A 23,193-nucleotide genomic window follows, 5' to 3' on the forward strand; every position below is an offset into this window, starting at 1 on the left:
CTGAAGCAAGAGCGGAAAGATCACTCACCAAGCAACCTGGATCATCAGAGACAACGGCCGGGATGTCGGCACAGGCTGCCTTGCAGATGAGATTGCGGCCGCGGAGGAAAAACTGAGGGATTACATAACCTCCAAGCACACCCCGGAGCGACGAATCCGCCACATCGACGATCGCAATCGCGGACGTCCTTTCGATTTACTTGGATGCGCAGCTTGACAAGCTTCGGGGCCGTTTCACGTGGAGACCGAGAGCGAAGATACCATCTCCGACATTCGCAAATTCAAGAAGCGGATACGAGGTCCGAGTTTTCGTCCTGCGGTTGAGCTCCAGTCCTCGAAGCCAAGTTCTACGTTCCTACCGTGGGGGCGGGAATGTTGAACGTGTGCCGGTGCGAGGTATCCCTGAAGCCGTCCGCAAGGGGTGGGCAACGCAGCCGCCGAAAACATCGCTTCACTCAAGAAGTCCGAGATGGCGAAAGCGGCGGAGAAACCGTTGCAAGGGAAGGGCTGGTTGTCGCCCGTCCTTCGCATGCCGCAGACCGCGCCGAGGCCATAGCCGCCGAGTAAAATGGCCGGGCCGCGCTCCAACCGGCGACCTCGGTCTCTTTGAGCATGAGAGCTCATGGCATGTTGATCTGCTAAGCTTAGTAAAGGCGCTCGAATTATCCCTGAAAATAGGAGATGTTTAGAATGAACTTCCTTTTTGCGGGCGGGAAGCGCCTCCTATCGCCAGGGGCAGATGGATTTGTTAGCTGTGGCGCTTCCCTTAGGTGGAAGTGAATTAGTGTCTTCCCGTCATATGAGTCTCGCCGGCTTTCTCATCGCCGGGCCCGTCGCGCACAGCCATGCGCTCTGGCGCAATCCCGCACACGCCGTTCCGTTTCTCTCCCTCGACTACTACACGGAGGTGGCGCGAACCCTGGAGCGCGGTAAGTTCGACTTGATCTTCTTCGCCGATCGCCTCGCGATTGCGGACCGCTTCGGCGGCGACAAGGAGATCGGTATCCGGTATGGCGATCAGGATTCGACGCGGATGGATCCTGTGCCCATCCTTGGCGCGCTGGCGGCGACAACCCGTCATATCGGCCTCGGTGCGACCCGCTCCACTACCTACGACCAACCCTATCATCTCGCACGTGAGTTCAGCACGCTTGATCACCTTTCAAATGGTCGCGTGGCCTGGAACGTCGTGACTTCGATGAACGACGGCGAGGCGCTCAATTTCGGTTTGGAAAGCCACCTCAGCCACGATCAGCGCTATGACCGGGCCGACGAATTCATGGAGCTGATCTCGAAACTCTGGGACAGCTGGGACGAAGGCGCCTTGCAGCTGGACCAGGCAAAAGGCCTCTACGCCGATCCGGCCAAGGTGCATTACGTGAACCATGTCGGCACCTACTTCAAATCGCGGGGGCCGCTCAATATCCCGCGCGGACCGCAGGGGCGGCCCGTCATCATCCAGGCGGGCGCATCCGACCGGGGGCGTGCCTTCGCGGTCAAATGGGCCGAGGTCATCTTCAACATTGCGCCGACGCGTGAGCACATGAGACGATCGACGCAGGCGATCCACGAGGAAGCGGCCCGGTCGGGCCGTGTCGAGGGCGGTTGCAAGTCGCTCATTGCCATTATGCCCTTCGTCGGCCGCAGCCGCGAAGAGGCCTTCGAAAAGCGGGATCAAGCTAATGCCCTTGTAAATCCGCTGGTCGGACTTTCGACGTTATCGGCCCATGCGAACATCGATCTGAAAGAACTTGACCTCGACGCGCCCGTCGAACAGTTGCACAGCACCGGCACCCAGAGCCTGATCGCCATGGCGTCCCGGATCGCGAAGGACAATGCGCTCAGCCTGCGCGAAATTGGCCGGAAATACGGGCAAAGCGTCCTCGTGCCGCAGATTTGCGGAACGCCGCGGCAAGTTGCCGATGAGCTTGCGGACATCTTCACCTCCGGCGATGCGGACGGTTTTGTGATCTCACCAGCCTTCCTGCCCGACTCCTTTGCTGCCTTTGTGGATGGCGTGGTCCCGGAACTGCAGCGTCTCGGCGTGTTCCGGCGGGATTATGCCGCCGCAACGCTTCGCGGCCATCTGCAGACTTAAGCGGCGAAGTCGTCGAGATGGCGTGAAACAAGCCCATCCCGCTCGGCAGCAATCGCGACAGGATTGACCTGCGGTGAGCAGGATAGGGAGGACAATCTTTTTATTTTTGCGGTCATGCGCTACGCGCTCCAAAGCCTCCTAATCTTCCGGCATGAGTGCTTCGGTCGAGACTTCGTCCGGTCGGTTTGCGTTTCGGACGATTCCTGAACCGGCCCCCACACCTTTCCGCGCATCCTCCGACCGCGTGGAGGGGGCGCATCCGCTGCTCGTGATCCGTGGCTTGACCAAATCCTATGGCGGGCTCGATGCCGTCGCGGGCGTCGATATGGATTTGCCGCATGGCCGTATTACCGGCCTGATCGGTCCCAACGGCGCAGGAAAGACGACGCTTCTCAACGTGATTTCGGGAGTCGAGCGCGCGACCAGCGGAGGTGTATGGTTGAATGGAGAGGCGGTTGCTACGCTTCCCCAGCATCGGCTTGCATCCCGTGGGCTTGTGCGGACGTTTCAGATTTCCCGGGAGCTTGGGCAACTGAGCGTGCTTGAGAATCTGTTGCTTGCCCGTCCCCGTCAGACGGGCGAGACCCTTACGGGTATTTTTACGCGAGCTCGCCGGGTTCGCCGCGAGGAGGAAGCGGCCATCGAGGCGGCGCGTGGGGCGCTCCTGAAAGTGAATCTCTGGCGCCTCGCTGACGAGCCTGCATCGGCACTTTCCGGAGGCCAGAAAAAGCTCCTCGAGATTAGTCGCGCCTTGATGCTTTCGCCGCGGCTCGTGCTACTTGATGAGCCCGCCGCCGGCGTCGCACCCTCCATGGAAGCGATCCTGATCGACACCATTCGCGGCCTCGCGGACGAAGGCGTGGACTTCCTAATTATTGAGCACGATCTCGATGTGGTCGCGGCCCTTTGCCGCCATGTCTATGTCATGGCTGCAGGGAAAATCCTGACGCAGGGCTCATTCGCCGAGGTATCTAGCGATAGCCGCGTCGTCGAGGCCTATCTCGGGGTAAAGGCATGACCAGCGTATCGGGATCTTTGCGCTTGGAGTCTGTTTCCGCGGGCTACGGCGCAACCGACATCGTCCGCACGGTAAGCTTGCAGGCAAAGCCGGGGCGCATCACCACCATCGCCGGACCGAACGGTGCGGGCAAGTCGACCCTCATGAAAACGATGGCAGGGTTGCTGCGGCCGCGCCAGGGGACAATTCGTATAGGAACGCGCGACATTACAGCATTGTCGCCGCCCGCGCGCGCCGCAGCCGGGCTTGGTTATGTTCCACAGGAGCGGAATGTCTTCAAGAACCTTACCGTTGAGGAAAACCTCAGTATCGGTTTCGAGTTCATTCACCGGAAAGCCGCGCGCGGCGCGTTTGCTGCAGCTCGGCAGCGTGTGCTCGACCTCTTTCCGGACCTGGTCCCGCGCACCAAAGCGCAGGCCGGCACGCTCAGTGGCGGGCAGCGGCAGATGCTGGCGATGGGGTGCGCGCTGATTGCCGGACCCTCGACCCTGCTGCTGGATGAGCCCTCCGCCGGTCTCTCGCCGCGCTATGTCACCACGATGCTCGACGCTGTCGCCGCGGTGAACCGCACCGGCGTCACGGTGATCATGATCGAACAGAACCTGATTGAGGCGATGCGTATTTCGCATGACGCCTTGCTGCTGGCGGGTGGTGAAATCAAGGGCACGTGGTCCGCCGCGGCCTTCCTGTCGGATCCAAAGGTGAAATCACTGTTCCTCGGAGGAACAAAGGCAGGAGGCGAGCTCCTTCAGCAGGGTACCAGCGATGATGCAAGCGCTGCTTAACGGTCTGATCTCGGGTTTGCTGATTGCGCTTCCCGCGATCGCGCTCTCACTCACCTATGGCATTCTCAATTTTGCGAATTTTTCCATCGGCGCGATGATCACGATGGGCGCTTACCTCGCTTATGCCGTAAACGCCTCGCTCGGCGCGCCTATCCTGCTGGCTGCGCCGATTGCGGCGGCAGCCCTGGCCCTCATCGCGGTTGGTATCGACCGAGGAATCTACCGTCACATCCGGCATGCTGATCACATCACGCTCTTGGTCGCCTCGATGGGCGTTGCCTTCGTGCTCGAGAACATTATTCGATTTGCTTTCGGCGCCGATGTACGCACTCTCGATGTGCCTGTGGCCCGGCCACTCTTGTGGAACGGGTTACGGCTTAATCATGAGCAACTCGTGATCCTGATCGTGACGCTCACGTCAATGGCCCTGGTTGCTGTGCTCCTGAGACGCACCCGCCTCGGACGTGCCATGCGCGCGATCGCGGACGATCCGGACTTGGCGGAAGTTCGCGGCGTCGAGCGAGGACGCACGGTCGATTGGACCTGGGCTATCTCCGGGGGTTTGACCGCCTTTGCGGGCATGCTGATCGCCCTCGATGGCATTGTCGATCCGCTCATCGGAACAAATTACCTCGTTTCCGTATTCGCGGCGGCCGTGGTCGGCGGGATCGGTAATCCGTTTGGGGCAGTCGTCGGTGCCCTTATCATCGGCGTTGTCGAGGAGACCTCCGCTCTTGCGGTCTCCACGACCTACCGGCAGGGGATCAGCTTCGTCGTTCTTGCACTTGTCTTGCTGCTTCGTCCGCAGGGACTGTTCGGCGTTGCGAGGATTCGGCGATGATCGGATACCTTGTCGCAATCCTCACCTTCGTGTCCTTGGCCGTGCTGCTTGGCTTCGCGCTGAATATTCAGTGGGGGCAGGCAGGCATGATCAATTTCGGATTGGCGGGCTTTTATGGGGTAGGCGCCTACACGGCGGCCATACTCTCGAAACAAGGGGTCGATGGAGTGACAGCTACGGCGGCGGCTATTGCCGCGACAGCGGCCATTTCGGCCCTGGTGTCGCTCGCCACGATCAAGCTGCGCGAAGACTATCTCGCGATTACGACACTTGCTTTCTCGGAGTCGGTGCGGTTGGTGTTGACCAACGAGACATGGCTGACAGGGGGCGCCAATGGCATCCGCGACATCCCAAGGCCGTTCGTCGAACTGGTCGGCGGCGAGCGTTACGAAACCTTCTTCCTCGTGGTATGTCTCGCACTCATCGCCCTTGTCTACCTTTTGCTCGATCGCATCATTCGCTCACCCTTTGGGCGCGCCCTCCGCGCCGTGCGCGAAGACGATGTCGTGGCCGCCACATTGGGTAAGGCCGTTTTATCGTTGCGCGTGAAGGCTTTCGCGATCGGCGGCGCAGTTATCGGCCTCGCGGGCGCCTTGCATGCGTTTTATTTCACCTACATCGATCCCGGCGAGTTCGCGGGATTTGTCACGGTCTACGCCTTCATGAGTGTCATTGTCGGTGGCAAAGGCTCCAATCGCGGTCTTCTGCTCGGGGCCTGCACCGTGATGGTGCTGCTCGAAGGGACGCGGTTTCTCAAGGACTTCGTGCCGTATTTCTCTGCGCAGCAAGCGGCCTCGCTCCGGCTGGTCCTGATCGGGGCCGGGCTCATCGTCATGCTGATGTTCAGGCCAAATGGCCTGTCATCGGAATATCGCTTGTCTTCCCGCAAGCCCTCCAATCCAAACGTCACGCACTGATAGGACACGCCATCATGTCGCGCATTTCGATAAAGACCAAAGAGGATATTCCCGCCGGCCTCAAGCCGCTCTGGGACAAGATGACCGGCTACGGTGCGTTTGAGAATCAGGCCGGGGTCATGGCGCACCGGCCGCCGATCTTTCAGCATATCTGGTCCATGCTGGTCGACTTGTCTGAGGAGGCCGTGCTGCCGAAACGATATCTTGAATTGGCGCTCGTGACGGTCTCTCTCCTTAATCGCTGCACATACTGCGTATCCCACCATACACCCAAACTTGCTATTCAGGGCGTATCGGAAGAGGGGGCAGAGCGGCTGCTCGACTATCATAACCACGCTGAACTTGATGATTTGGACAAGCTGGTGGTGGAATACGCCATCGCCGTCACCAATAACTGGAACAAGACTCGTGACGAGATCTTCGTCCGGCTGCGCCAACATTTCAGCGAAGCCCAGATCGTCGAGCTGACATGGCGCACGGCGCTCTGCGGCGCGTTCAACCGCTTCAACGACATCTTGCAATTTGACATCGAGGACGGCGTCGTCGTGCGCGAGGCGGCCGAGTAGCGACTTTTCAGTTTATAAAAGAGGAAAATGACATGCATCACCTGATTTCGCGCCGGGCGCTGATGGGCGGTATTGCGCTGGCCCCGTTTATATCGTCGCTTGCACGCGCCCAATCCGGCGAGACAATCCGGATCGGCGTTCTGGCACCGCTGACAGGTGGCGGAGGGCCTTACGGCGCCGATATCGTCAAGGCCTCCAAGCTTGCCGCGGATGAAATCAACAACGCGGGCGGTGTTCTCGGCGGACGCAAGATCGAGTTGTTCATCGAAGATGATGAAACCAGTGCGACCGCGGCGGTAAAAGCGGCGCGTAAGCTTTTGGATATCGACAAGGTCGTTGCCGTTACGGCCGTCTGGGGATCGGCGCCCATTTTGGCAGTCCGGCCGTTGACGCTCGAGAAAAACGTGGTCCTCACGGTACTGGGTTCAGCCGATGAAGTGACGGAGGGCGATACGAAGGGGCTGGTCTGGCGCTTCCAGGCCCGAGCTTCCAGCTGGGGAGCACCGGCCGCACGTGCGATCCTGAATGGAGGTTATAAGAAGATCGGCCTGCTTCACCTGCAAAATCCATTCGTCGCCACGATGATCCCGTCCTTCCTGAAGACGATCCAGGATGGCGGCGGCGCCGTGATATCGAATGTGGAATTCAAGCCCGACCAGCCCTCCTATCGGGCCGAAATTGAAAAGGTGTTTGCCGCGAACCCGGATGCGGTGTTTGTCCCGGGTTACGTCAATCAGTTTACGTCGATCGCGAAGGAGATCTACCGAGGCGGTTACAAGGGCAAGGTCTTTTCGCTCACCATTGCAGCCGCAGCTGGCGTCGACGGCAGCAGCGCCTTCGTCAAGAACGTCGGCAAGGAAGTTGCGGAAGGCATCGAGCATGTGCAGCCGATCAGCCCACTCGATAGGCCCGAATACAAGGCCTTTGTAAAGGCATTGGGTGCACCCGATGGCACCGTATTTCCGTTCGCCGCGCTTCAGTACGATGCCATCAATGTTCTCGCGGTCGCCATAGAGAAGGCGAAATCCGCTAATCCTGTTGAGTTCGCCAAGCAGATCATCCCGGTTACGAACGGGCCTGGCACCAAGGTGGCGACGGGTGCCGAAGCTCTGGCGCTCATCCGAAGAAACGAGCCCATCGATTTCACTGGTGCCGGTCAGGACCTCAAGTTCGACGAACGCGGCGAGTTACTGGGCAGGCCGTTCCTTCACCAAGCCATCCGCGACGGCAAGGATGCCATTGTCGGCACGGTGGGAGGCGGAGCCTAGTTTAGGGCGGCCTGACCGGCGGCTGGCCGGCTAAATCTTGCGTCGTCAATTCTGATCCGCGGCGCCGCCGCGATCGTCGAGGCCTATCTGATCTATTGGGCGGTGGTCTATTTTGTCGCTCGGAAATGGTTTGGCTTCAGCCGCGAGTGGTCGGTGCCGCTCGCCTCCGGCATCTCGATCTGTGGCGTCGCCGCTGCGATCGCAACCGGCGGCGCGATCCGGGCGCGGCCGGCGGTGCCGGTCCTGGTGTCGTCGCTGGTCGTGGTGTTCGCGGTGGTCGAGGTCTTGATCCTGCCGTTCCTGGCGCAGACCTTCCTGTGGCAGGAGCCGCTGGTCGCAGGAGCCTGGATAGGCCTTGCGGTCAAGACTGACGGCGCGGCGGTGGCCGGTGGTGGCATCACGGACGCATTGATCACGGCGAGGGCTGCCGCCGAGGGCATCAAGTATCAGCCTGGTTGGATCCTGGCGACGACGGCGACCGTTAAGGTCTTCATCGACATCTTCATCGGCGTCTGGGCCTTCATCCTCGGCTACATCTGGACGAACTACATCGACAAGGGGGCCGATAAGGCCAAACCGGGCGAGATCTGGCAGCGCTTCCCGAAATTCATCCTCGGCTTCGTCGTGGTGTTCGCGATCTCGGTCTATCTCGCGCTCGGCACGACACCCGAGATCGCGAAGGCGTTGCCGAACGCGGCCGGCGAAGCGAACGTGTTCCGGGTTATCTTCTTCATCCTGACGTTCTTCTCGATCGGCGTGCTGTCGGATTTCCGAAAGCTCTGGCAGCAGGGCTTTGGCAAGCTGGCCGCCGTCTATTTCGTCAGTCTGTTCGGCTTCGTGATCTGGGTTGGCCTGCTGATTTCGTGGCTTTTCTTCAGCGGCGTTAAGCCGCCGCTCGCAAGCTGAAAGCCGTGAAAGGAGAGAGACGTGTCACAGACAGAATTCGAGCGTGAATCGAACAAAGCCGGCGAACCGCTGCACCCCGTCGAGAAGCAACTGATCGGGTGGAGCCTTGGCGTCGGTGTAGTCGCGCTGGTGATCCTGGTGCTCATCAACCACTTCGTGCCGATCGCGGTCTAAGCTCATAGACCTTCAGGACAGCCGCAATCCCTCACTGCCACGGCAGATGATGCCGAGTGTACTGTTAGTCCGTTCGCTCTGCGGCGTTTGGCAGATCTCGAGGGGGCATCTGACGGGAACTCAGCGCATCAAGGCGTCCACCGTCTCAATGATCCGCCGAGCTATTATCGAGTTCACCGGCCGTCATTGAGAGCGTAAAATGCTCCCGAGCCCGCAGAGCGGACTGAAGGTGCCGCTGCCTGCCACCAGACACACGAGATCATGATGACCGACTTCGCAAGCGCGGACGACCGAGTGTATTGGGACCCCAAGCTCGAGACCCAAAGCCGGGCAGCGTGGGACGAGCTCAAGCTGTCGCTGCTGCAAGACCATCTCGCGCATGCCTATGCCGGCTCGCCGGCCTACCGTGCCGCATTCGACGCGGCGAAGGTCGGTCCCGACCAACTCCGCAGCCTCGATGATATCAGGCGCTTTCCATTCATCGACAAGCGTGTGCTGCGCGACCGACAGCTTGCCGTGCCCCCTTTCGGCGATCTCGTCGCAGTGCCCGAGCGCGATATCGTCTATATCTCCGCCTCGTCCGGTTCGACGGGCGTGCCGACGGCATCGCCCTTCACCGCACAAGATTTTGACGAGCGGATCGACTATGAAGCGCGGCAGTTCTGGTCATCTGGCATGCGTCCAACCGACCGCTACGTTCATTCGCTCAACTTCTCGCTATTCATCGGTGGGCCCTGCGTGCTTGGCGCCCAGAAACTTGGCGCGCTCACGATCCATGCTGGCACGATCCCCTCCGAGCGCCTGCTGCAGATTCTGAAGCAGTTCCAGGCCACCGTGATCTGGACTACGCCGTCCTATGGTTGGTATCTCGGGGAAACCGCCGTAAAGGAAGGCTACGACCTGCGCAAGGATCTGGCCGTCAGGCGCATCTTCGTCGCCGGTGAACCGGGCGGATCGATCCCGGAGACGCGAGATCGCATCGAGCGATTGTGGGGGGCGTCAGTCTACGACTATTACGGACTCTCCGACATCTTCGGATCGTGCGCCGGTATGTGCGAGCACAAAAACGGTCTGCATTGGGCGGAGGATCACATCCTTGTCGAAGTGCTAGATCCCAAGAGTGACGAGCCGGTGAAGCCTGGTGATCGCGGCGAAATGGTGCTCACCACGCTGAAGAAGCGGGCACGACCGATGGTGCGCTTTCGCACCGGCGACATCGTCAGCTTCAATCCGGACCCGTGCGCCTGCGGACGCACGGCAATCCGCCTCAACGGAGTGCACGGCCGCCTTGACGACATGCTGATCATCAAGGGCGTCAACCTGTTTCCGAGCGACGTTGAGGCCGTGGCGCGTCAAGACCATGAACTCACGGGGGAATACCGTCTCATCGTCGAGCGCGTCGATCATCTCGATCGACTCACGGTCGAGATCGAGTATCGTCACGGCTACAACGGCCGTATCGAGGAGCTGTCCGATCAGTTCGCGCGTAAGTTTCGCGCAGTGACCGGCGTTTCCGCCGTTGTCAGGGTGCTGCCGCCGGACTCGTTGCCGCGCGCCACCCACAAGGCCAAGCGGGTTGAAGATCGCCGCTCCGGCGTCTGGACCTGAGCGACGATGTGGGGCGTCCGGGCCGCGAGCGACGTTCGTCGTGGCGGGACTTATTCAGGCCACGCCACCGACGAAGGTGTCGCCTGGAGGTGTCGCAGCCCGCGATCGCCGAATCGTCGATCGCTGCTCAACTCCAGGGAAGCAGAGGATTCTTGGGCTCGGCAGTGCGTGCGTGAGCCCGCACAAATTTTCTCTCGCCAGCGGCCACTGGGAAAGCTTTACCCAAGTCTTCGTCAATATCTGAAATTGCCAGCAGCGTTCGATCGCGTAACCTTCCTGTCCGCATGCTGCGCGCCGCCGCGGGCAATTGCGTACGGAGAAATGATCCATGACCTATCGACAGTATCGCACCGAACGCGCGTCAACGCCGGTCGGATCGGTTGAGTTCGACGCGGATGTCCTGGTGATCGGCGGCGGACCGGCAGGGACTTGGGCGGCAGTCAGCGCGGCCGAGTGCGGGGCGCGCGTCGTGCTCGCCGACAAGGGATTCTGTGGCACCTCGGGTGCGACGGCGGCAGCCGGCACCGGCGTTTGGTACATCGATCCGGATCCTGCGCTGCGCGAAGCCGCGATGGCCGGTCGCGAGAAGATGGGCGGTTATCTGCAGGACCGGCGCTGGATGACGCGAGTGCTCGATTGCACCTATGAGCAGAGCAACCGGTTGGCCGATTGGGGCTATCCTTACCCGGTCGATGACAACGGCAGGCCGCAGCGCAATTCCCTTCAGGGTCCCGAATATATGCGGCTGATGCGCAAGCGTACCAAACAGGCTCGCGTCACTATTCTCGACCATTGCCCAGCGCTCGAACTGCTCGTGGACGATGATGGTGCGGTCGCGGGTGCGAGCGGACTTCGCCGCCAGAAGGGCGACCGCTGGACCGTACGTGCCAAAGCGGTAGTGATCGCTACCGGTGGCTGCGCGTTCCTCAGTAAGACGCTTGGCTCCAACGTGCTGACCGGGGACGGCTATCTGATGGCCGCGGAAGCGGGCGCCGATCTAACCAGCATGGAGTTTTCCAATCCATACGCGATATCACCCGCCTTTGGCTCGGTGACCAAGACGCTGTTCTATGGCTGGGCGACGTTTACATATGAGGATGGCGGCGTAGTCCCTGGTGCAGCCTCGAAGGGCGGGCGCTCGGCCATCGCTCGCGCGTTGTTGCAGGGGCCAGTCTACGCCCGGCTCGACAAGGCAGACGAGACTGTGAGGCGGGACATGCGGGCCTCGCAGCCGAACTTCTTCCTGCCGTTCGACCGCACCGGAATCGATCCCTTCACCGATCGGTTTCCCGTCACCTTGCGACTCGAGGGCACGGTGCGCGGCACCGGCGGGCTTCGGATCGTCGACGACACCTGCGCCACAAGCGTGCCGGGGCTCTACGCCGCAGGTGATGCAGCAACCCGCGAATTGATCTGCGGTGGATTTACCGGCGGCGGAAGCCACAATGCCGCCTGGGCAATATCCTCAGGCACGTTCGCCGGGCAGGGCGCCGCCGACTATGCGCGACAAGTGGGGGTTGCCACCAGGCGCACTGTCTCTTCGGCCGGGACTGTTGCGCTACGCCCGCGCTCCGAACGGGCGTATAAGCCGGCAGCGCTCGCAAAGTCGGTTCAGGACGAAGTCTTTCCCTATGAGCTGAATTACTTCCGCGAGGCGGGGCGTTTGACTGCGTCGCTGGAGCGCCTTGATGCGCTTTGGGTCGAAGCGTCGCAGGCGGACGCGGCGGCCGAAGATGACCTGCTTCGGGCGCGCGAAGGCGCGGCCATGCTGGCGACGGCACGCTGGATGTATCGATCCGGGTTGGCACGACAGGAAAGCCGTGGCATGCACCGGCGGGACGATTTTCCGGATCAGGACGATCGTCAACGCCAATACATCACGGCCGGTGGGCTCGACGAGATTTGGACCTCGGTGCGCGCACATGCTGACACGGCCTATGCGGAGGCTGCGGAATGATCGAGGTTATCGACGCCGAGCGCTGCACGGCCTGCGATATTTGCGTCAATGTGTGCCCGACCAACGTCTTCGACAAGACCGACGGGATTCCGGTGATCGCCCGCCAGGGCGATTGCCAGACCTGCTTCCTCTGCGAGCTCTATTGTCCCGAGGATGCGCTGTTCGTCTCGCCCTTTGCGGACGTGCCGCAGCAGGTCGATCTCGCCCTTCTGAAAAAGAATGCGACGCTTGGCAGCTACCGAAGGGCGGTCGGCTGGACTGATGAGACGAGGGATCAGCGCGGCATTGATCGCAGCTATCTGCTGTTTGGCCACTGAAACGATGCGGCGTCGACCGCCCGAAGTGGCGACAAGCCCTGGATCAAGCAGCCTGGCGACCCCTATCACTCTGCCCCAGTGAAGGCGTCCTTCGAGAAACGATTCAAAGGCATCTATATCGGCACTGGTAAGAGCCAGCGCGCATCGTGGTCGAGATGGCTACGGCCTAACCGCCGTGGCCCGGATTGCAGCCGTAAGGGTTTTTAGCGCGTTTCTTGTCTCATGGTCTCTGCGGCTCGCATGGAGCACCACGTCGCGAGACGGCAATGGCGGGAGGCCGAGCTGTGCTCCGATGTCGATGGTTCCGGTCGGCGCAACCCTGCGGCCGAGCGCCGCGACCGCAAGACCGGCCGCGACGGCCGCGCCGATGGTCGCGACCCCGCCGCCGACGAATACCTCGGTCCAAGCTATGCCTGCCTTGTTGAGCGCGTCCACCGCCATGCAGCGCACGCTGCAAGGGTCGGCCTGGGCAGCAAGACGGAGCGGTTCGCCGCGATGATGCTCGAAATCGGTCGAGGCCATCCAGCCGAAGCTCTCTTCTAGGATGACCTCGCCGCCGCGACGTCGGCTGTCGTGACGCAAGACCACGGCCGCATCGATGTCGCCGCGATCAAACTGGTCGAGAACATCGGCCGAGGTCGAGACGCGGATTTCGAGCACAAGTCCCGGCTCGGCGTTGCGCATCCGTCGCAACAGGAGCGGCAGTTCCGCGCCGACGATGTGATGACTGATGCCGACCACGAGCCGACGCGGCTCGATGCCGAAGCAGCCCATCGCACCATGATGCGCATGGATCAGCACCCGCGCGGCTTGCAGGAACGCGGTTCCATCCGCCGAAAGCCGAACCAGGCGCGGCGTACGCTCAAGGAGCCTGCGTCCGAGCACATCCTCCAGCCGCTTGATCTTCAGGCTTACAGCAGACTGGGTGCTATCCATCGCTTCTGCCGCGCGGGTAAAGCTTTTCAGATCAGCAGTGAGAACGAACGCCTGCACCGCTTCGATGTCTAGCGTCTTCATGGTCTATCATTCGATTTCATAATCATTGAAACATTATTTCATGACATTTTCCAATGATCAACGATTGGCTAAGCTTCATTGTGTTCGGATCCACGCGATGGGAAATGCGCCGATGATCACTGCCTATTATTCTCACCGATTGCCGGCCGATTACGACGTCGCGCTCATCCGCGACCGCGCGAGGCAGCGCGGTCCTCTGTGGGACGCCGTGCCCGAGCTTTCCTTCAAGGCGTTCCTGCTGCGCGAGAGTGGGCATTTCGGTGCCGCCGCCAGCAGCTATTCGTCGCTTTATCTCTGGCGACAGGACGAAGCCTTCCGCGATTTCCTGGTGAGCGGCCGCTACGAGATCGTTACGGACAGCTTCGGGCGCGCAGAGATCGAGCCCGGTTTTGCTCTTGACGCTCGCCGAGGCAACGGACGGTTTGCGCGTTTCGCCTACAGGAAGGAGCACAGCATTGCGATCGACGCCGATCTCACAGCGGCCTTCGCCGCCGAGATCGAGCACAATCGCGCGACTGCCGAACGGCCCGGTTCGGTCGCTGCCGTCGTCAGCGTCGATGCGCAGAACTGGACCGTCACGCGGATCTTGCTATCAGAAAATGAGCTGGACAGAGAGAGCGCCGGTGCCGCTTACCAGATCCTGCATCTGGCCCGACCCTTGCTCGATACCCTGCCGCGGGCGAGCGCTCGATGAGCTATCGCTTTGAAGCCGGGCGCATCTATCGAATGCCGTCTCATTTCGGGCCGGCGCCCGGACCACGGCAATTGCCGTTTGACGTGGCCGCTGATCCCAAGCGCAGCCCACGTCGTCTTTCGGTTGCGGCGAGTTTCTTGACCGATGGCGCGCGGCTCGAACGACATCTGCCGGAGGGCTTCTCGCTCTGGGGCGAGCCTGTCGTCACTGTCGAATTCCACTACATGACGGAAATCGATTGGCTGGCCGGACGCGGCTACACCATGATTCAGGTCGGTTGGCCGGTGCATTTCTCGGGTATCAGCGACGAAGCCGCAGGCCGGTTCCTCGCCGTCGTCTGGGAAAACCTTGCCGATCCCATCATCACCGGGCGAGACGAGGTCGGTCATCCGACGCTCTATGCCGAGATCGCCGAGCCGCGGCGTTGGGATGGCGTGCAGCTTTGTGCAGCCGGCTGGATGGGCTTTCGCTTCCTGGATCTTGCGGTCTCGGACCTGCACGATGCGCCCTATGGCACTGCGAAAGATTCTTCCGATGGGACGCTGATGCTCAAATACGTGCTACGAACTGGCGCTTGGGGTGAAGGGGAGCTGCGGCAGGTGACGCTTACGCCGGCTGCCGACCCTGACCGAACGGTCGAACGGCACCTGAGCGGCGAGGGCGCGGTTCGTTGTCACCGTGCGGCATGGTCGGACCTTCCAACCATGTACCATGTTGTGAATGCACTCGCGGAGCTACCCGTCGTCGAACCGCGCGGCGGCTCCGTGCTGCATTCACGGGGCGGCAAAACCTATCGCGATCAGCGAATTTTGGAATGAGTCCGCGCGACGCCAGCGCCTCGTGCTATTCGCTCGACGTCCTCACCACGAATGCGAACGACCGTTTTGGCTGGTCAGTCATGCACTGCGCGGCTCGGCGGAGCGAGTGGCGAAGGTCTACGCAAAACAAACAAGCTGCGATTGCCGCGCTGGCCGAACGAATGACGCACCGGAGCAAGGCGGCAGCACGCACATCGAGACGAGACCGATAGGGCCGCGTATTAGGTTTGAATCTGTCCCCAGCGCTGCACCGTGATTCGTGTCAGGCTCCGAAAGATCGCGCCCTCCACGAGGAGGCCGATCAGAATCACTGTGAGCAATCCGGCGAAGACGCTGGCGGTCTCCAATTGCGCGCGGCTGGTGTAGATGAACCAGCCAATTCCGCCGGAGCGAGCGCTGACGCCGAACACCAGTTCGGCCGCGATCAGCGTGCGCCAGGCGAAAGCCCACCCGATCCGCAAGCCCGACAATATCTGGGGAAAGGCCGCAGGTACCAGGATCTCCACGACGAAACGGCCGCCTGATAAGCCGAGGTTGCGACCAGCCATTCTCAGAGTTGGCGGGACGGCAAGAAAACCCCCGTGGCAGGCAAGGGCGACCGGCCACAGAACCGAGTGAACGATGACGAAGATGAGACTCGGCGTTCCCACACCGAACCACAGCAACGCGATGGGAAGCAGCGCGATGGCGGGAAGCGGGTTGAACATCGACGTCAAGAGACCAAGGGCCTCGTTGCCCCAGCGCGTCAAGGCAGCAAGGGTTGTAAACACAGCGGCGACGGCAACGCCCAGTGCGTAGCCGGTGATCAGAACCCGTAATGAGGTCAATGCGCGATTGGGCAGTTCGCCCGACAGTATAGCCGACCACAGTGCCGACAGCGTCGCGCCCAGGGTTGGCAGCAGAAGCGCGTTGTCGAGCCAGCGGGCATAGAGCTCCCAGGCGAGAGCAAAGCCGGCGAGGATGACGAAGCGCCGCCAGGGCGTTCCCGCGAGTGCACGCCGCAGCGCTGGTGCGCGAACCAGATTTGGCGCCGCGATGTCAGACATGATCGATCTCCGGGCCGGCAAAGACGGTCTCCTGGATCCGGCGTTCTAACTCGGCGAAACCTGCTGCGCCGCGGGTACGGGTTTCCGGTGGAACATCGAACGCTGCGGCCAGCCGCCCTGGATGCGGCGTCAGGGCGAGGATACGGGTTCCGACGCGGATCGCCTCGTCGATGCCATGCGTCACGAACAGGGCGGTGTTTCCGGTTTCCTCGCACAGCTTGAGCAGCTCGTCCTGCATCTGTCGTCGTGTCAGCGCGTCCAGTGCAGCGAAGGGTTCATCCATCAGCAGCAGCGCCGGCTCAAGCGCGAAAGCCCGCGCGATCGCGACGCGCTGCTTCATTCCGCCGGACAAGGTGTGGGGAAAGGCGTCGACGAAATTCTTCAGCCCGACGCGCTCGAGCCATCGACGTGCAACACCCTCTGCGTCCCTGCGCGACAGCGATTTTCCCCGCTCCAGGGCATAGCGAACGTTGCCTAGCACGGTGCGCCACGGCAGCAACTGGTCGAACTCCTGAAACACGGTCATGCGGTCGGGACCCGGAGCCCCGATCCGCCGGCCGCTCATGCGAATCTCGCCGGCACTTGGCTTGAGGAAGCCGCCGACGGCACGCAGCAATGTGGACTTGCCGCAGCCCGACGGGCCCAGCAGAACCAGTCGTTCGCCGGCCGACATCCTGAAGCTGACGTCTTCGACCGCTGTTAGGATGCCGTCAGGTGTCGGATAGCTGATGCTGACGTGATCTAGCTCGAGCAGGGTAGGCGATGCGGTCTCGCCGACGAGACCGGTCAGCCGCGGAGCCACGTTCATGTCAGCTTCCAGGCTTCTCTCCGAGGCCTGACCAGAACAAGTCCCGCCACGATGCTGGGGCCTGTTTGATCAAACCGACCTTGGCCTCGAAATCCGCGAACTTCTGGGCTCCCTCCGGAGCCGTCGTGAAATTGACGTCCTTGTCGCGAATGATGCTCTCGACGAAGTCTGGCGCGAGTTTCGAACCCTCCGCTTTGATGTAGAGCGCGGCGGCCTCTTTCGGATTAGCCTTGATCCATTCGTTGGCGCGGTCGAGACCACGGACGAACGCCTGGACCGTTTTCGGATTGTCGTTGACGAACTTCGTGGTGGAATAAACCACGTTAAAAGCGTGGGGACCGCCGAGCACGTCGTAGCTGTTGAGGACCTGATGCACCTTGCCGCTCGCCAATTGCTGTTGCGAGAACGGCGGCGAGGTGAAATGCGCCGTGATCTCGGAGTGTCCCGAGAGGATTTGGGCCGTCGCGTCCGGGTGGGGCATGCTGACGGTTAGCTCGTCAAGCTTGTCGTATTTGCCGAATGCCTTGTCCGCCGCCATCTGAAGGACGATTGGCTGGAAGCCGACCTTGACCGAGGGGAGTGCGATTCGGTCTTTTTCGGTGAAATCCGCCAGCGTCTTGATGTTCGGATTGTTGGTGGTGAGGATATTGGCCATCGAGCCCAAAGAAGCCACACCGATGATCTTGGCGGTGGTCCGCGTTTTGTCCCAGGTCAGGATCATCGGCGTGATGCCTGCCGTCGCGAAGTCGAGGCCACCCGAAATCAGCGCTTCGTTCATGGCCGCTGCGCCGGAAAGCCGAAGCCATTCGATCTTAGGCGGTGCGATGCCGAGGGTCTTGGCTTCCTGCTCGATCAGTCCCTTTTCGCTGGCGACGATGAGCGGGAGATAGGCGATGCCGAATTGCTGGGCGATGCGAAGCTGGTCCGTCTCGGCGCGGACGGCATCTGCGCCAATTGCCGCCATGATCACGGCGAGCGCGGCTGCGTAGAAAGGCTTCGATGCAATCATTCTGTGTCTCTCAGTTTTTCGTTCGATCGGCCGGTACATGCCGTTTTCCGGCCCGCTTAAAGCCACACTTTCAGGAAATCAGGCGGCCGGTCCAGTGAACTGATGTCACGGCGCGATCTTCGAAAGAATCGCGCTGACCGGACCGCGTTCGGCAGACATTTTCTTCTCCAATCGTCTTTCGGTGAAGAAGTGTGTTCTCAGTGCTGCGAGGTGTACATCCATTATCTACAGCGCGTGTCGAACCTGTGCAGGCAAAGCCGCGACCGTTGAACTCCGGAAAACGCTGTATCGTTCACGGTGACGTCCAGGGAAGTCTGTTCTACGTCGAAACAGTCGTCTCCCTGATCGGCAATGGCAGCACGAGTCGTTCGCGACGAGCGTCGAAAAGAGTTCTGCCTTTCATTGAGCGCGTGTGCCGCCCGGCCGACTGGATCAGCGTGAGGTCGAAGGCAGCACGTCCGCCGGATGCTTGTCGTTGTGTTCGACATATTCGACGAGTGTCTGGTCCGGGTGGCGCACGAGCATGTTTCGACCTGTGGGGACCGGCTTCGGTGCTTCCAGGACCGTCGCACCGACTGTCGGCAGATGGGCTGCGAAAGCCTCGATGTCCTCCACCATGAACGTCATGTGTGTTGCGGTGAACCGTTTCAGGCTCTGTTCGGTTCCGGCGACGAACAGGATCGATGCGACCTGCGCCAGTCTCAGATCATATTCAGGATAATCAAAGCGAAGACGCGCCTTCTGACCGATCAGAGTCTCGTAGAAGTCGACGGCCGCATCTAGTTCCTCCAGCGGCAGGTAACGCCGCGTCAGGATGTTGAGAACTTTCATGAGCGATCTCCTTGATTACGGCTCAACATCTCTTCGCTCGCGCGAATGTCAAGCCGCATGCGCTGTCGCACTTGCGGCCTGCGAGCCACGTGCAGAGACGAATTGTTATGCTTCGCCGAGGCGGCTCGTCCTGTTGTTGCAGGATGCCGGTCATCTTTGAAAAGACTATCTTGCGCCGAGCACCTACCATGTATGCTTCATTGCCATCATGAACGCGTGACATGAACACTCCCCGAATTGAAACCAGGCCCGCATCCACCAGCGTGCGGTCGCCAATCATCGTCAATCAGCTCGGTGCGGAAGTAGGTGCCGCCCTCGTTGATCATTGGTCGCGTCCGCTGATCATCGACCACCCCGCTGATCGCGCGCCCTGGGAGATTGCTCCGGAGGCCGACGTGCTGCTGACGCGGCCCCTGGCGGGCTGGCACAAGGCACCTGCGAGCAAGCCGGCGGGCTGGCCGTTCGGCCTGCGCTGGATTCAAACTGCATCGACGGGAGTCGATTTCTTTCCGGGGTGGCTGCTCGACGGTCCCGTGGTCACCGTTGGCCGCGGCATCTCGGCCGATCCGATCGCAGAATATGTCCTTGCCGCGATCCTCGCCTTCGAAAAACGCATCCACGACATTCGGCCTCGCAGCCGCGAGCAATGGAAGATCACCCCGCTGGGCTCGCTCAGCGGCAAGACGATCGGAATCGCAGGGTTCGGCGCGATCGGCCGCGCGGTGGTCGCGCGGGTCAAGCCGTTCGGCGTCAGCATCAAGGTTCTCCGACGGTCGGCCTGGCAATATCTACTCCCGGGCATCCAGCCCGTGGACAGCATCGAGCAACTGGTCGAGGTCTCCGATCATCTCGTCCTCGCGCTGCCGGCGACAACGAAGACGACACGTCTGATCAATGCCGACGTATTGGCACGGGCCAGGAAATCGTTGCATCTGATTAACGTCGCGCGCGGCCGCATCGTCGATCAGACCGCCCTGTTGCGGGCGCTCGACGAGGGGCGGATTGCCGGCGCGACGCTCGATGTTACCGACCCCGAGCCGCCGCCCGAGGGCCATCCGATCTATAGCCATCCCAAGGTCGTCCTGACCCCGCACGTTTCATGGACGGGTGGCGAGGATGCCAAGCGGCTGGCCGACAAGACGCTGGTCAACCTCGACGCCTATGCGCATGGCGTGGCGCTGGCCGACGTCTTCGACAAGAACCTCGAATACTAGAAAAGGACCCCAACAATGAACAAGGTTGTCGAGAAGCCGAAGAAATACTCCCTGGTCGAGCGCACGCCGTCAGCGTCGTTCGAGGAGGAGCGGCTGCACCGCAAGCAACGGCTCGCCGCGACGTTCCGCCTATTCTCGCGCTACGGCTTCGATCAGGGTCTCGCGGGCCACGTCACTGTGCGCGACCCGGAATATCCCCAGCGCTTCTGGATCAACCCACTCTCGAAGCATTTCAGCCAGATCAAGGTGTCCGATCTTCAGCTCGTCGATCACGACGGCAACATCGTCATTGGCGACAAGCCTATCAACCAGGCCGGCTTCGTTATCCATTCGGCGATCCATGCCGCGCATCCGGAGGTGATCGCAGCGGCCCACACCCATTCGACTTATGGCAAGGCCTGGTCGGCACTCGGCCGCCTGCTCGATCCGCTGACGCAGGATTCCTGTGCATTCTACGAGGATCACGTGCTGTTCGATCCGTTCTCCGGCGTCGTGCTGGAGGCTGAAGAGGGCCGCAAGATTGCGCAGGCGCTGGGATCGAAGAAGGCCGCCATCTTGCAGAACCATGGCCTGCTCACGGTGGGGCCGACCATCGAGGCGGCCGCGTGGTGGTACATCGCGATGGATAATGCCGCGCGCGCGCAGTTGCTAGCCGAGGCCGCCGGCACGCCAAAACCGATCCCCCATGAGATCGCCAGCCTGACCTCGCGGCAGGTCGGTACGCACAAGGGCGGCTATTTCAGCTTCCAGCCGCTGTGGGACTGGATCACCGAGGCGGAGCCGGATCTGTTCAACTAGAGCATCATCCGGACCCGAAGGGCCGCGCCACCGAAAAGTGTGGAGCGGTTTTCCGACAAGGTCATGCTCAAACAAGAGGAATCTCGGACGCACGGAGCCGGCCAGCCAGCTCCGCGCATTGCTGCCGGATGTCGGGAACGGCGATGATCTCCCAGAAAGCGGCCCGCGTCAGCGGGCCGACGGCGTAGAGACGGCGAGAGGGAGACCCGTCGCGATTGACGATCGCGCAGTCGGGCGTGACGTCGATGCCGATCCGTAGCGGATCGATGCGAGCAAGGCCTTCGTCGAGCAGGCTGCGCACGGCCGGGTTGGTGCTGGCTCCGGGATCCCGAACGATGCCGGTGCAGTCAACGATGACTCCGACTTGCAGCTCGGATGTCTCGCTTTGGCCTCGCCTGCGATAGAGAACGAGCGCACCGCCGGGGTTCGGCGCGATGTTGGCGAGCTTGCCGGCGATGATCGTCAGACGCTTCGTCCCGAGGGCCTCCGCAATGCGCGCCTCGACCTCCGGCGCAGTGCGGTGGCGATGGACATCCCACCAGGCGCGGGCGTGTTCCAGGAAACGGCGCCTGGAGCTCAAGGACAGCTCTTGCCAAAGCCGCTGGGTGAAAGGCCTGATCGCGTCGATGGCACCGCGCCAGTCGCCGCCCTCGGCGACGTGCAGTTCGACCCGTCGACGCAACCAGCGCAACAGCGGCCCGATCTCGGCGCCGAACGGAATCTCGTTTTCGGCAAAGCGCATCGGATCGACGCGTCGGTGAGCTCTTGGCAACAGGCCGCGCCGCGACATGGCGACGATCGGCCCCTGGTGGCCGTGGCGCAGCAACGACAGGACATAGTCCACCATTGAGAGACCGGTCCCCAGGATCAGCACGGTGGCGTCCGTGTCGATGCCGGCGTCGGCGGGAGGGGCCCAAGGGTCGGCATGGCCCGCCAGCAGCGGGGCTGCGGCATCATGGCCGGTCGCGAGAATGGCCGTGCTCCCGGTGATGCATGTTCCGTCTGCAAGGGTGACAGCGACGTCGGACGGATTTTCTCGGATCGCCGCACACTCGCCGCGCACGATGGTCAGGCCTCGCGTCCCGTCGCGCGATCTCAGCGGCGCGATCAGATCGGCGAGGTAGTCCCCGTAGGTTTGCCTTGGAACGAAGCAATAGGGATCGGGACAAAGCGGTCCGCCCGGCCGTGCACACAGCCAGTTCCAGAAATGTTCGGGATCGTCGGGCAGCGCGCTCATATTCGTCACGCGCACATTGAGGAGATGTTCGGGATTGCCTGCATGATAGGCAAGCCCGCGTCCGATCTCCGCCCCCTTCTCGACCAAGGTCACGCGGAGACGAGATGGATTGGTCTTCAGGAGCTGAAAGGCGAGGAGGACGCCGCTGGCGCCTCCGCCGATGACGATCGCGTGCCGCCCCTCCGGACCCATCGTGCCGCCCCCGTGTCTGGTCGTTCGGTCAATGTCGCAGAACCGCGTTTGGTTCTACGGCTCAAATGCGTTGATTGTCAGACAGGTGCGATATTCTCTTACTCGGCGAATAAGGGAGGCGACGCTCTGTCGAAGCGCAATTTTCTGGGACGATCTTGTCAGAATTCCCTGCAAACACGACTGACCAATTCGATGAACCAGCGCAGCGCCGGGTCGGCCAGGGCGCGGCGGGAGTGGAGCAGGTCGATAGTGAATGGCTCCACATCATAGGGAACAGCAACGACGGATACGCAGGCGGCGGCCGCGAAGCGGCGCGCGATGCGCTCGGCCATGGTCGCCACGAGATCGGTTCCGGCGACTGCAAATGGCACCGCGACGACGTGGGCGAGGGTGATCGCAGTCCGGCGCTTGCGTCCATGCCGGCTCAGCATCGTGTCGATCGCGCTAGGAAGTCCGTCGCCGCCGGCGGATGAGAACAGCACATGCGGAAGACGCGCATACTCATCCCTGGTGAGCGGCGCCTTGCGCCTCGCGCGCTTGGCGTCGCGAATGCAGACGAATGTCTCCTTGAAGAGCGTGCATCTTGTGATACGCGGGGAAGCGGGAAGGTGGCCGCCAATCAGCACGTCGACGTCGCCGCGCTCGAGGCTCGCGACACTCGCGGCCGGATCGATGATGGGACGCACCACGAGATCGATCCCCGGAGCTTCCCGTCGCAGCGCCTCGACCAGTGCCGGCACCACGATGAGGTCGCCATAATCGGTCGCGGCAATCGACAGGCGGCGGCTGACTGTTGCCGGATCAAACGCTGATGTGGGCGCGAGCACACCTCTGATCTGTGCCAGTGCGTCGCTGATCGGCTGGGTCAGCGCCAGTGCCTTGGCCGTCGGTTGCATGCCGGAGGCCGAGCGCACGAAAAGCTCGTCAGCGAACAGCGCGCGCAGCCGCGTCAACACGCTGCTCATCGATGGTTGCGCGAGGCCAATGCGTCGGCCGGCGCGGGTCACGTGGCGCTCCTCCATCAGCGCCTCGAAGGCGACCAGGAGGTTGAGGTCGACGGAAGCTAAATTCATC

At 61.8% G+C, this 23,193-nt stretch carries 23 protein-coding genes; 16 read left to right on the forward strand and 7 right to left on the reverse strand.

What is annotated here, in order from left to right:
* Positions 1–799 precede the first annotated feature (799 nt).
* The 12 genes from AC5ZG5_RS24205 to AC5ZG5_RS24260 all read left to right on the forward strand — a co-directional run bounded on the left by AC5ZG5_RS24205 (position 800) and on the right by AC5ZG5_RS24260 (position 12,455).
* Positions 800–2,098: an LLM class flavin-dependent oxidoreductase gene (locus AC5ZG5_RS24205; RefSeq protein WP_456642124.1), complete on the forward strand. Its 1,299-nt coding sequence runs from the start codon at positions 800–802 to the stop codon at positions 2,096–2,098.
* 151 nt (positions 2,099–2,249) lie between these two features.
* Positions 2,250–3,116, forward strand: a complete 867-nt coding sequence (locus AC5ZG5_RS24210) for an ABC transporter ATP-binding protein (protein WP_456642123.1) — start codon at positions 2,250–2,252, stop codon at positions 3,114–3,116.
* Positions 3,113–3,901, forward strand: a complete 789-nt coding sequence (locus AC5ZG5_RS24215) for an ABC transporter ATP-binding protein (RefSeq protein ID WP_456642122.1) — start codon at positions 3,113–3,115, stop codon at positions 3,899–3,901. Before AC5ZG5_RS24210 ends, AC5ZG5_RS24215 begins: the two co-directional genes overlap by 4 nt.
* Positions 3,882–4,742, forward strand: coding sequence for a branched-chain amino acid ABC transporter permease (locus AC5ZG5_RS24220; protein WP_456642121.1), 861 nt, complete (start codon positions 3,882–3,884; stop codon positions 4,740–4,742). The genes AC5ZG5_RS24215 and AC5ZG5_RS24220 overlap by 20 nt, the downstream gene beginning before the upstream one ends.
* Positions 4,739–5,659, forward strand: coding sequence for a branched-chain amino acid ABC transporter permease (locus AC5ZG5_RS24225; protein ID WP_456642120.1), 921 nt, complete (start codon positions 4,739–4,741; stop codon positions 5,657–5,659). The genes AC5ZG5_RS24220 and AC5ZG5_RS24225 overlap by 4 nt, the downstream gene beginning before the upstream one ends.
* Before the next feature lie 14 nt (positions 5,660–5,673).
* Entirely contained in the window at positions 5,674–6,225 is a 552-nt protein-coding gene (locus AC5ZG5_RS24230; RefSeq protein WP_456642119.1) for a carboxymuconolactone decarboxylase family protein, read from the forward strand.
* Between the two features lie 32 nt (positions 6,226–6,257).
* Complete coding sequence (locus tag AC5ZG5_RS24235; RefSeq protein ID WP_456642118.1) at positions 6,258–7,493, forward strand: ABC transporter substrate-binding protein; 1,236 nt, start codon at positions 6,258–6,260, stop codon at positions 7,491–7,493.
* Positions 7,494–7,583: 90 nt separating this feature from the next.
* Entirely contained in the window at positions 7,584–8,399 is an 816-nt protein-coding gene (locus AC5ZG5_RS24240) for a putative sulfate exporter family transporter (protein WP_456671175.1), read from the forward strand.
* 21 nt (positions 8,400–8,420) lie between these two features.
* Positions 8,421–8,573, forward strand: coding sequence for a hypothetical protein (locus AC5ZG5_RS24245; RefSeq protein WP_456642117.1), 153 nt, complete (start codon positions 8,421–8,423; stop codon positions 8,571–8,573).
* A 264-nt stretch (positions 8,574–8,837) separates the two neighbouring features.
* A complete protein-coding gene (locus AC5ZG5_RS24250; protein WP_456642116.1) occupies positions 8,838–10,181 on the forward strand; it encodes a phenylacetate--CoA ligase family protein in 1,344 nt (447 codons plus the stop codon).
* A gap of 328 nt (positions 10,182–10,509) precedes the next feature.
* Positions 10,510–12,138 (forward strand): FAD-dependent oxidoreductase, encoded by a 1,629-nt coding sequence (locus tag AC5ZG5_RS24255; RefSeq protein WP_456642115.1) that lies wholly within the window; start codon positions 10,510–10,512, stop codon positions 12,136–12,138.
* Positions 12,135–12,455: a 4Fe-4S binding protein gene (locus AC5ZG5_RS24260; RefSeq protein WP_456642114.1), complete on the forward strand. Its 321-nt coding sequence runs from the start codon at positions 12,135–12,137 to the stop codon at positions 12,453–12,455. The genes AC5ZG5_RS24255 and AC5ZG5_RS24260 overlap by 4 nt, the downstream gene beginning before the upstream one ends.
* A 159-nt stretch (positions 12,456–12,614) precedes the next feature.
* Here AC5ZG5_RS24260 and AC5ZG5_RS24265 read toward each other — a convergent pair whose 3' ends face one another.
* Positions 12,615–13,472: a LysR family transcriptional regulator gene (locus AC5ZG5_RS24265; RefSeq protein ID WP_456642113.1), complete on the reverse strand. Its 858-nt coding sequence runs from the start codon at positions 13,470–13,472 to the stop codon at positions 12,615–12,617.
* A gap of 112 nt (positions 13,473–13,584) precedes the next feature.
* Between AC5ZG5_RS24265 and AC5ZG5_RS24270 the strand changes: the two genes are divergently transcribed.
* Together AC5ZG5_RS24270 and AC5ZG5_RS24275 are read left to right on the forward strand one after the other, a co-directional pair.
* Positions 13,585–14,166 (forward strand): DUF4865 family protein, encoded by a 582-nt coding sequence (locus AC5ZG5_RS24270; RefSeq protein ID WP_456642112.1) that lies wholly within the window; start codon positions 13,585–13,587, stop codon positions 14,164–14,166.
* Positions 14,163–14,984, forward strand: coding sequence for an acetoacetate decarboxylase family protein (locus tag AC5ZG5_RS24275; RefSeq protein WP_456642111.1), 822 nt, complete (start codon positions 14,163–14,165; stop codon positions 14,982–14,984). The genes AC5ZG5_RS24270 and AC5ZG5_RS24275 overlap by 4 nt, the downstream gene beginning before the upstream one ends.
* A gap of 221 nt (positions 14,985–15,205) precedes the next feature.
* Here the strand turns inward: AC5ZG5_RS24275 and AC5ZG5_RS24280 are convergent, their stop codons facing one another.
* The 4 genes from AC5ZG5_RS24280 to AC5ZG5_RS24295 all read right to left on the reverse strand — a co-directional run bounded on the left by AC5ZG5_RS24280 (position 15,206) and on the right by AC5ZG5_RS24295 (position 18,678).
* Positions 15,206–16,030, reverse strand: coding sequence for an ABC transporter permease (locus tag AC5ZG5_RS24280; RefSeq protein WP_456642110.1), 825 nt, complete (start codon positions 16,028–16,030; stop codon positions 15,206–15,208).
* Positions 16,023–16,838 carry an ABC transporter ATP-binding protein gene (locus AC5ZG5_RS24285; RefSeq protein ID WP_456642109.1) on the reverse strand — a complete coding sequence of 272 codons (816 nt, stop codon included), beginning with the start codon at positions 16,836–16,838 and terminating at the stop codon, positions 16,023–16,025. Before AC5ZG5_RS24285 ends, AC5ZG5_RS24280 begins: the two co-directional genes overlap by 8 nt.
* Before the next feature lies 1 nt (position 16,839).
* A complete protein-coding gene (locus AC5ZG5_RS24290) occupies positions 16,840–17,847 on the reverse strand; it encodes an ABC transporter substrate-binding protein (protein ID WP_456642108.1) in 1,008 nt (335 codons plus the stop codon).
* Between the two features lie 432 nt (positions 17,848–18,279).
* Positions 18,280–18,678: a VOC family protein gene (locus AC5ZG5_RS24295; RefSeq protein ID WP_456642107.1), complete on the reverse strand. Its 399-nt coding sequence runs from the start codon at positions 18,676–18,678 to the stop codon at positions 18,280–18,282.
* Between the two features lie 221 nt (positions 18,679–18,899).
* Between AC5ZG5_RS24295 and AC5ZG5_RS24300 the strand changes: the two genes are divergently transcribed.
* Positions 18,900–19,892: an NAD(P)-dependent oxidoreductase gene (locus AC5ZG5_RS24300; RefSeq protein ID WP_456642106.1), complete on the forward strand. Its 993-nt coding sequence runs from the start codon at positions 18,900–18,902 to the stop codon at positions 19,890–19,892.
* Positions 19,893–19,907: 15 nt separating this feature from the next.
* On the forward strand, positions 19,908–20,690 hold the full coding sequence (locus AC5ZG5_RS24305) for a class II aldolase/adducin family protein (protein WP_456642105.1): 783 nt from the start codon (positions 19,908–19,910) through the stop codon (positions 20,688–20,690).
* Between the two features lie 67 nt (positions 20,691–20,757).
* On the opposite strand, the gene AC5ZG5_RS24310 is transcribed toward AC5ZG5_RS24305, so the two are convergent.
* Positions 20,758–22,119, reverse strand: coding sequence for an FAD/NAD(P)-binding protein (locus AC5ZG5_RS24310; RefSeq protein ID WP_456642104.1), 1,362 nt, complete (start codon positions 22,117–22,119; stop codon positions 20,758–20,760).
* Between the two features lie 158 nt (positions 22,120–22,277).
* Entirely contained in the window at positions 22,278–23,192 is a 915-nt protein-coding gene (locus AC5ZG5_RS24315) for a LysR family transcriptional regulator (protein ID WP_456642103.1), read from the reverse strand.
* Between the last annotated feature and the right edge of the window lies 1 nt (position 23,193).

Source organism: Bradyrhizobium sp. Ses1, from assembly GCF_059512365.1.

Coding starts and splice junctions, on each gene's coding strand:
- AC5ZG5_RS24275 (WP_456642111.1), top strand. CDS start 14,163: ATGAGCTATCGCTTTGAAGCCGGGCGCATCTATCGAATGCCGTCTCAT.
- AC5ZG5_RS24315 (WP_456642103.1), bottom strand. CDS start 23,192: ATGAATTTAGCTTCCGTCGACCTCAACCTCCTGGTCGCCTTCGAGGCG.
- AC5ZG5_RS24205 (WP_456642124.1), top strand. CDS start 800: ATGAGTCTCGCCGGCTTTCTCATCGCCGGGCCCGTCGCGCACAGCCAT.
- AC5ZG5_RS24270 (WP_456642112.1), top strand. CDS start 13,585: ATGATCACTGCCTATTATTCTCACCGATTGCCGGCCGATTACGACGTC.
- AC5ZG5_RS24310 (WP_456642104.1), bottom strand. CDS start 22,119: ATGGGTCCGGAGGGGCGGCACGCGATCGTCATCGGCGGAGGCGCCAGC.
- AC5ZG5_RS24280 (WP_456642110.1), bottom strand. CDS start 16,030: ATGTCTGACATCGCGGCGCCAAATCTGGTTCGCGCACCAGCGCTGCGG.
- AC5ZG5_RS24215 (WP_456642122.1), top strand. CDS start 3,113: ATGACCAGCGTATCGGGATCTTTGCGCTTGGAGTCTGTTTCCGCGGGC.
- AC5ZG5_RS24285 (WP_456642109.1), bottom strand. CDS start 16,838: ATGAACGTGGCTCCGCGGCTGACCGGTCTCGTCGGCGAGACCGCATCG.
- AC5ZG5_RS24250 (WP_456642116.1), top strand. CDS start 8,838: ATGACCGACTTCGCAAGCGCGGACGACCGAGTGTATTGGGACCCCAAG.
- AC5ZG5_RS24235 (WP_456642118.1), top strand. CDS start 6,258: ATGCATCACCTGATTTCGCGCCGGGCGCTGATGGGCGGTATTGCGCTG.
- AC5ZG5_RS24300 (WP_456642106.1), top strand. CDS start 18,900: ATGAACACTCCCCGAATTGAAACCAGGCCCGCATCCACCAGCGTGCGG.
- AC5ZG5_RS24255 (WP_456642115.1), top strand. CDS start 10,510: ATGACCTATCGACAGTATCGCACCGAACGCGCGTCAACGCCGGTCGGA.
- AC5ZG5_RS24230 (WP_456642119.1), top strand. CDS start 5,674: ATGTCGCGCATTTCGATAAAGACCAAAGAGGATATTCCCGCCGGCCTC.
- AC5ZG5_RS24260 (WP_456642114.1), top strand. CDS start 12,135: ATGATCGAGGTTATCGACGCCGAGCGCTGCACGGCCTGCGATATTTGC.
- AC5ZG5_RS24225 (WP_456642120.1), top strand. CDS start 4,739: ATGATCGGATACCTTGTCGCAATCCTCACCTTCGTGTCCTTGGCCGTG.
- AC5ZG5_RS24295 (WP_456642107.1), bottom strand. CDS start 18,678: ATGAAAGTTCTCAACATCCTGACGCGGCGTTACCTGCCGCTGGAGGAA.
- AC5ZG5_RS24305 (WP_456642105.1), top strand. CDS start 19,908: ATGAACAAGGTTGTCGAGAAGCCGAAGAAATACTCCCTGGTCGAGCGC.
- AC5ZG5_RS24210 (WP_456642123.1), top strand. CDS start 2,250: ATGAGTGCTTCGGTCGAGACTTCGTCCGGTCGGTTTGCGTTTCGGACG.
- AC5ZG5_RS24220 (WP_456642121.1), top strand. CDS start 3,882: ATGATGCAAGCGCTGCTTAACGGTCTGATCTCGGGTTTGCTGATTGCG.
- AC5ZG5_RS24265 (WP_456642113.1), bottom strand. CDS start 13,472: ATGAAGACGCTAGACATCGAAGCGGTGCAGGCGTTCGTTCTCACTGCT.
- AC5ZG5_RS24290 (WP_456642108.1), bottom strand. CDS start 17,847: ATGATTGCATCGAAGCCTTTCTACGCAGCCGCGCTCGCCGTGATCATG.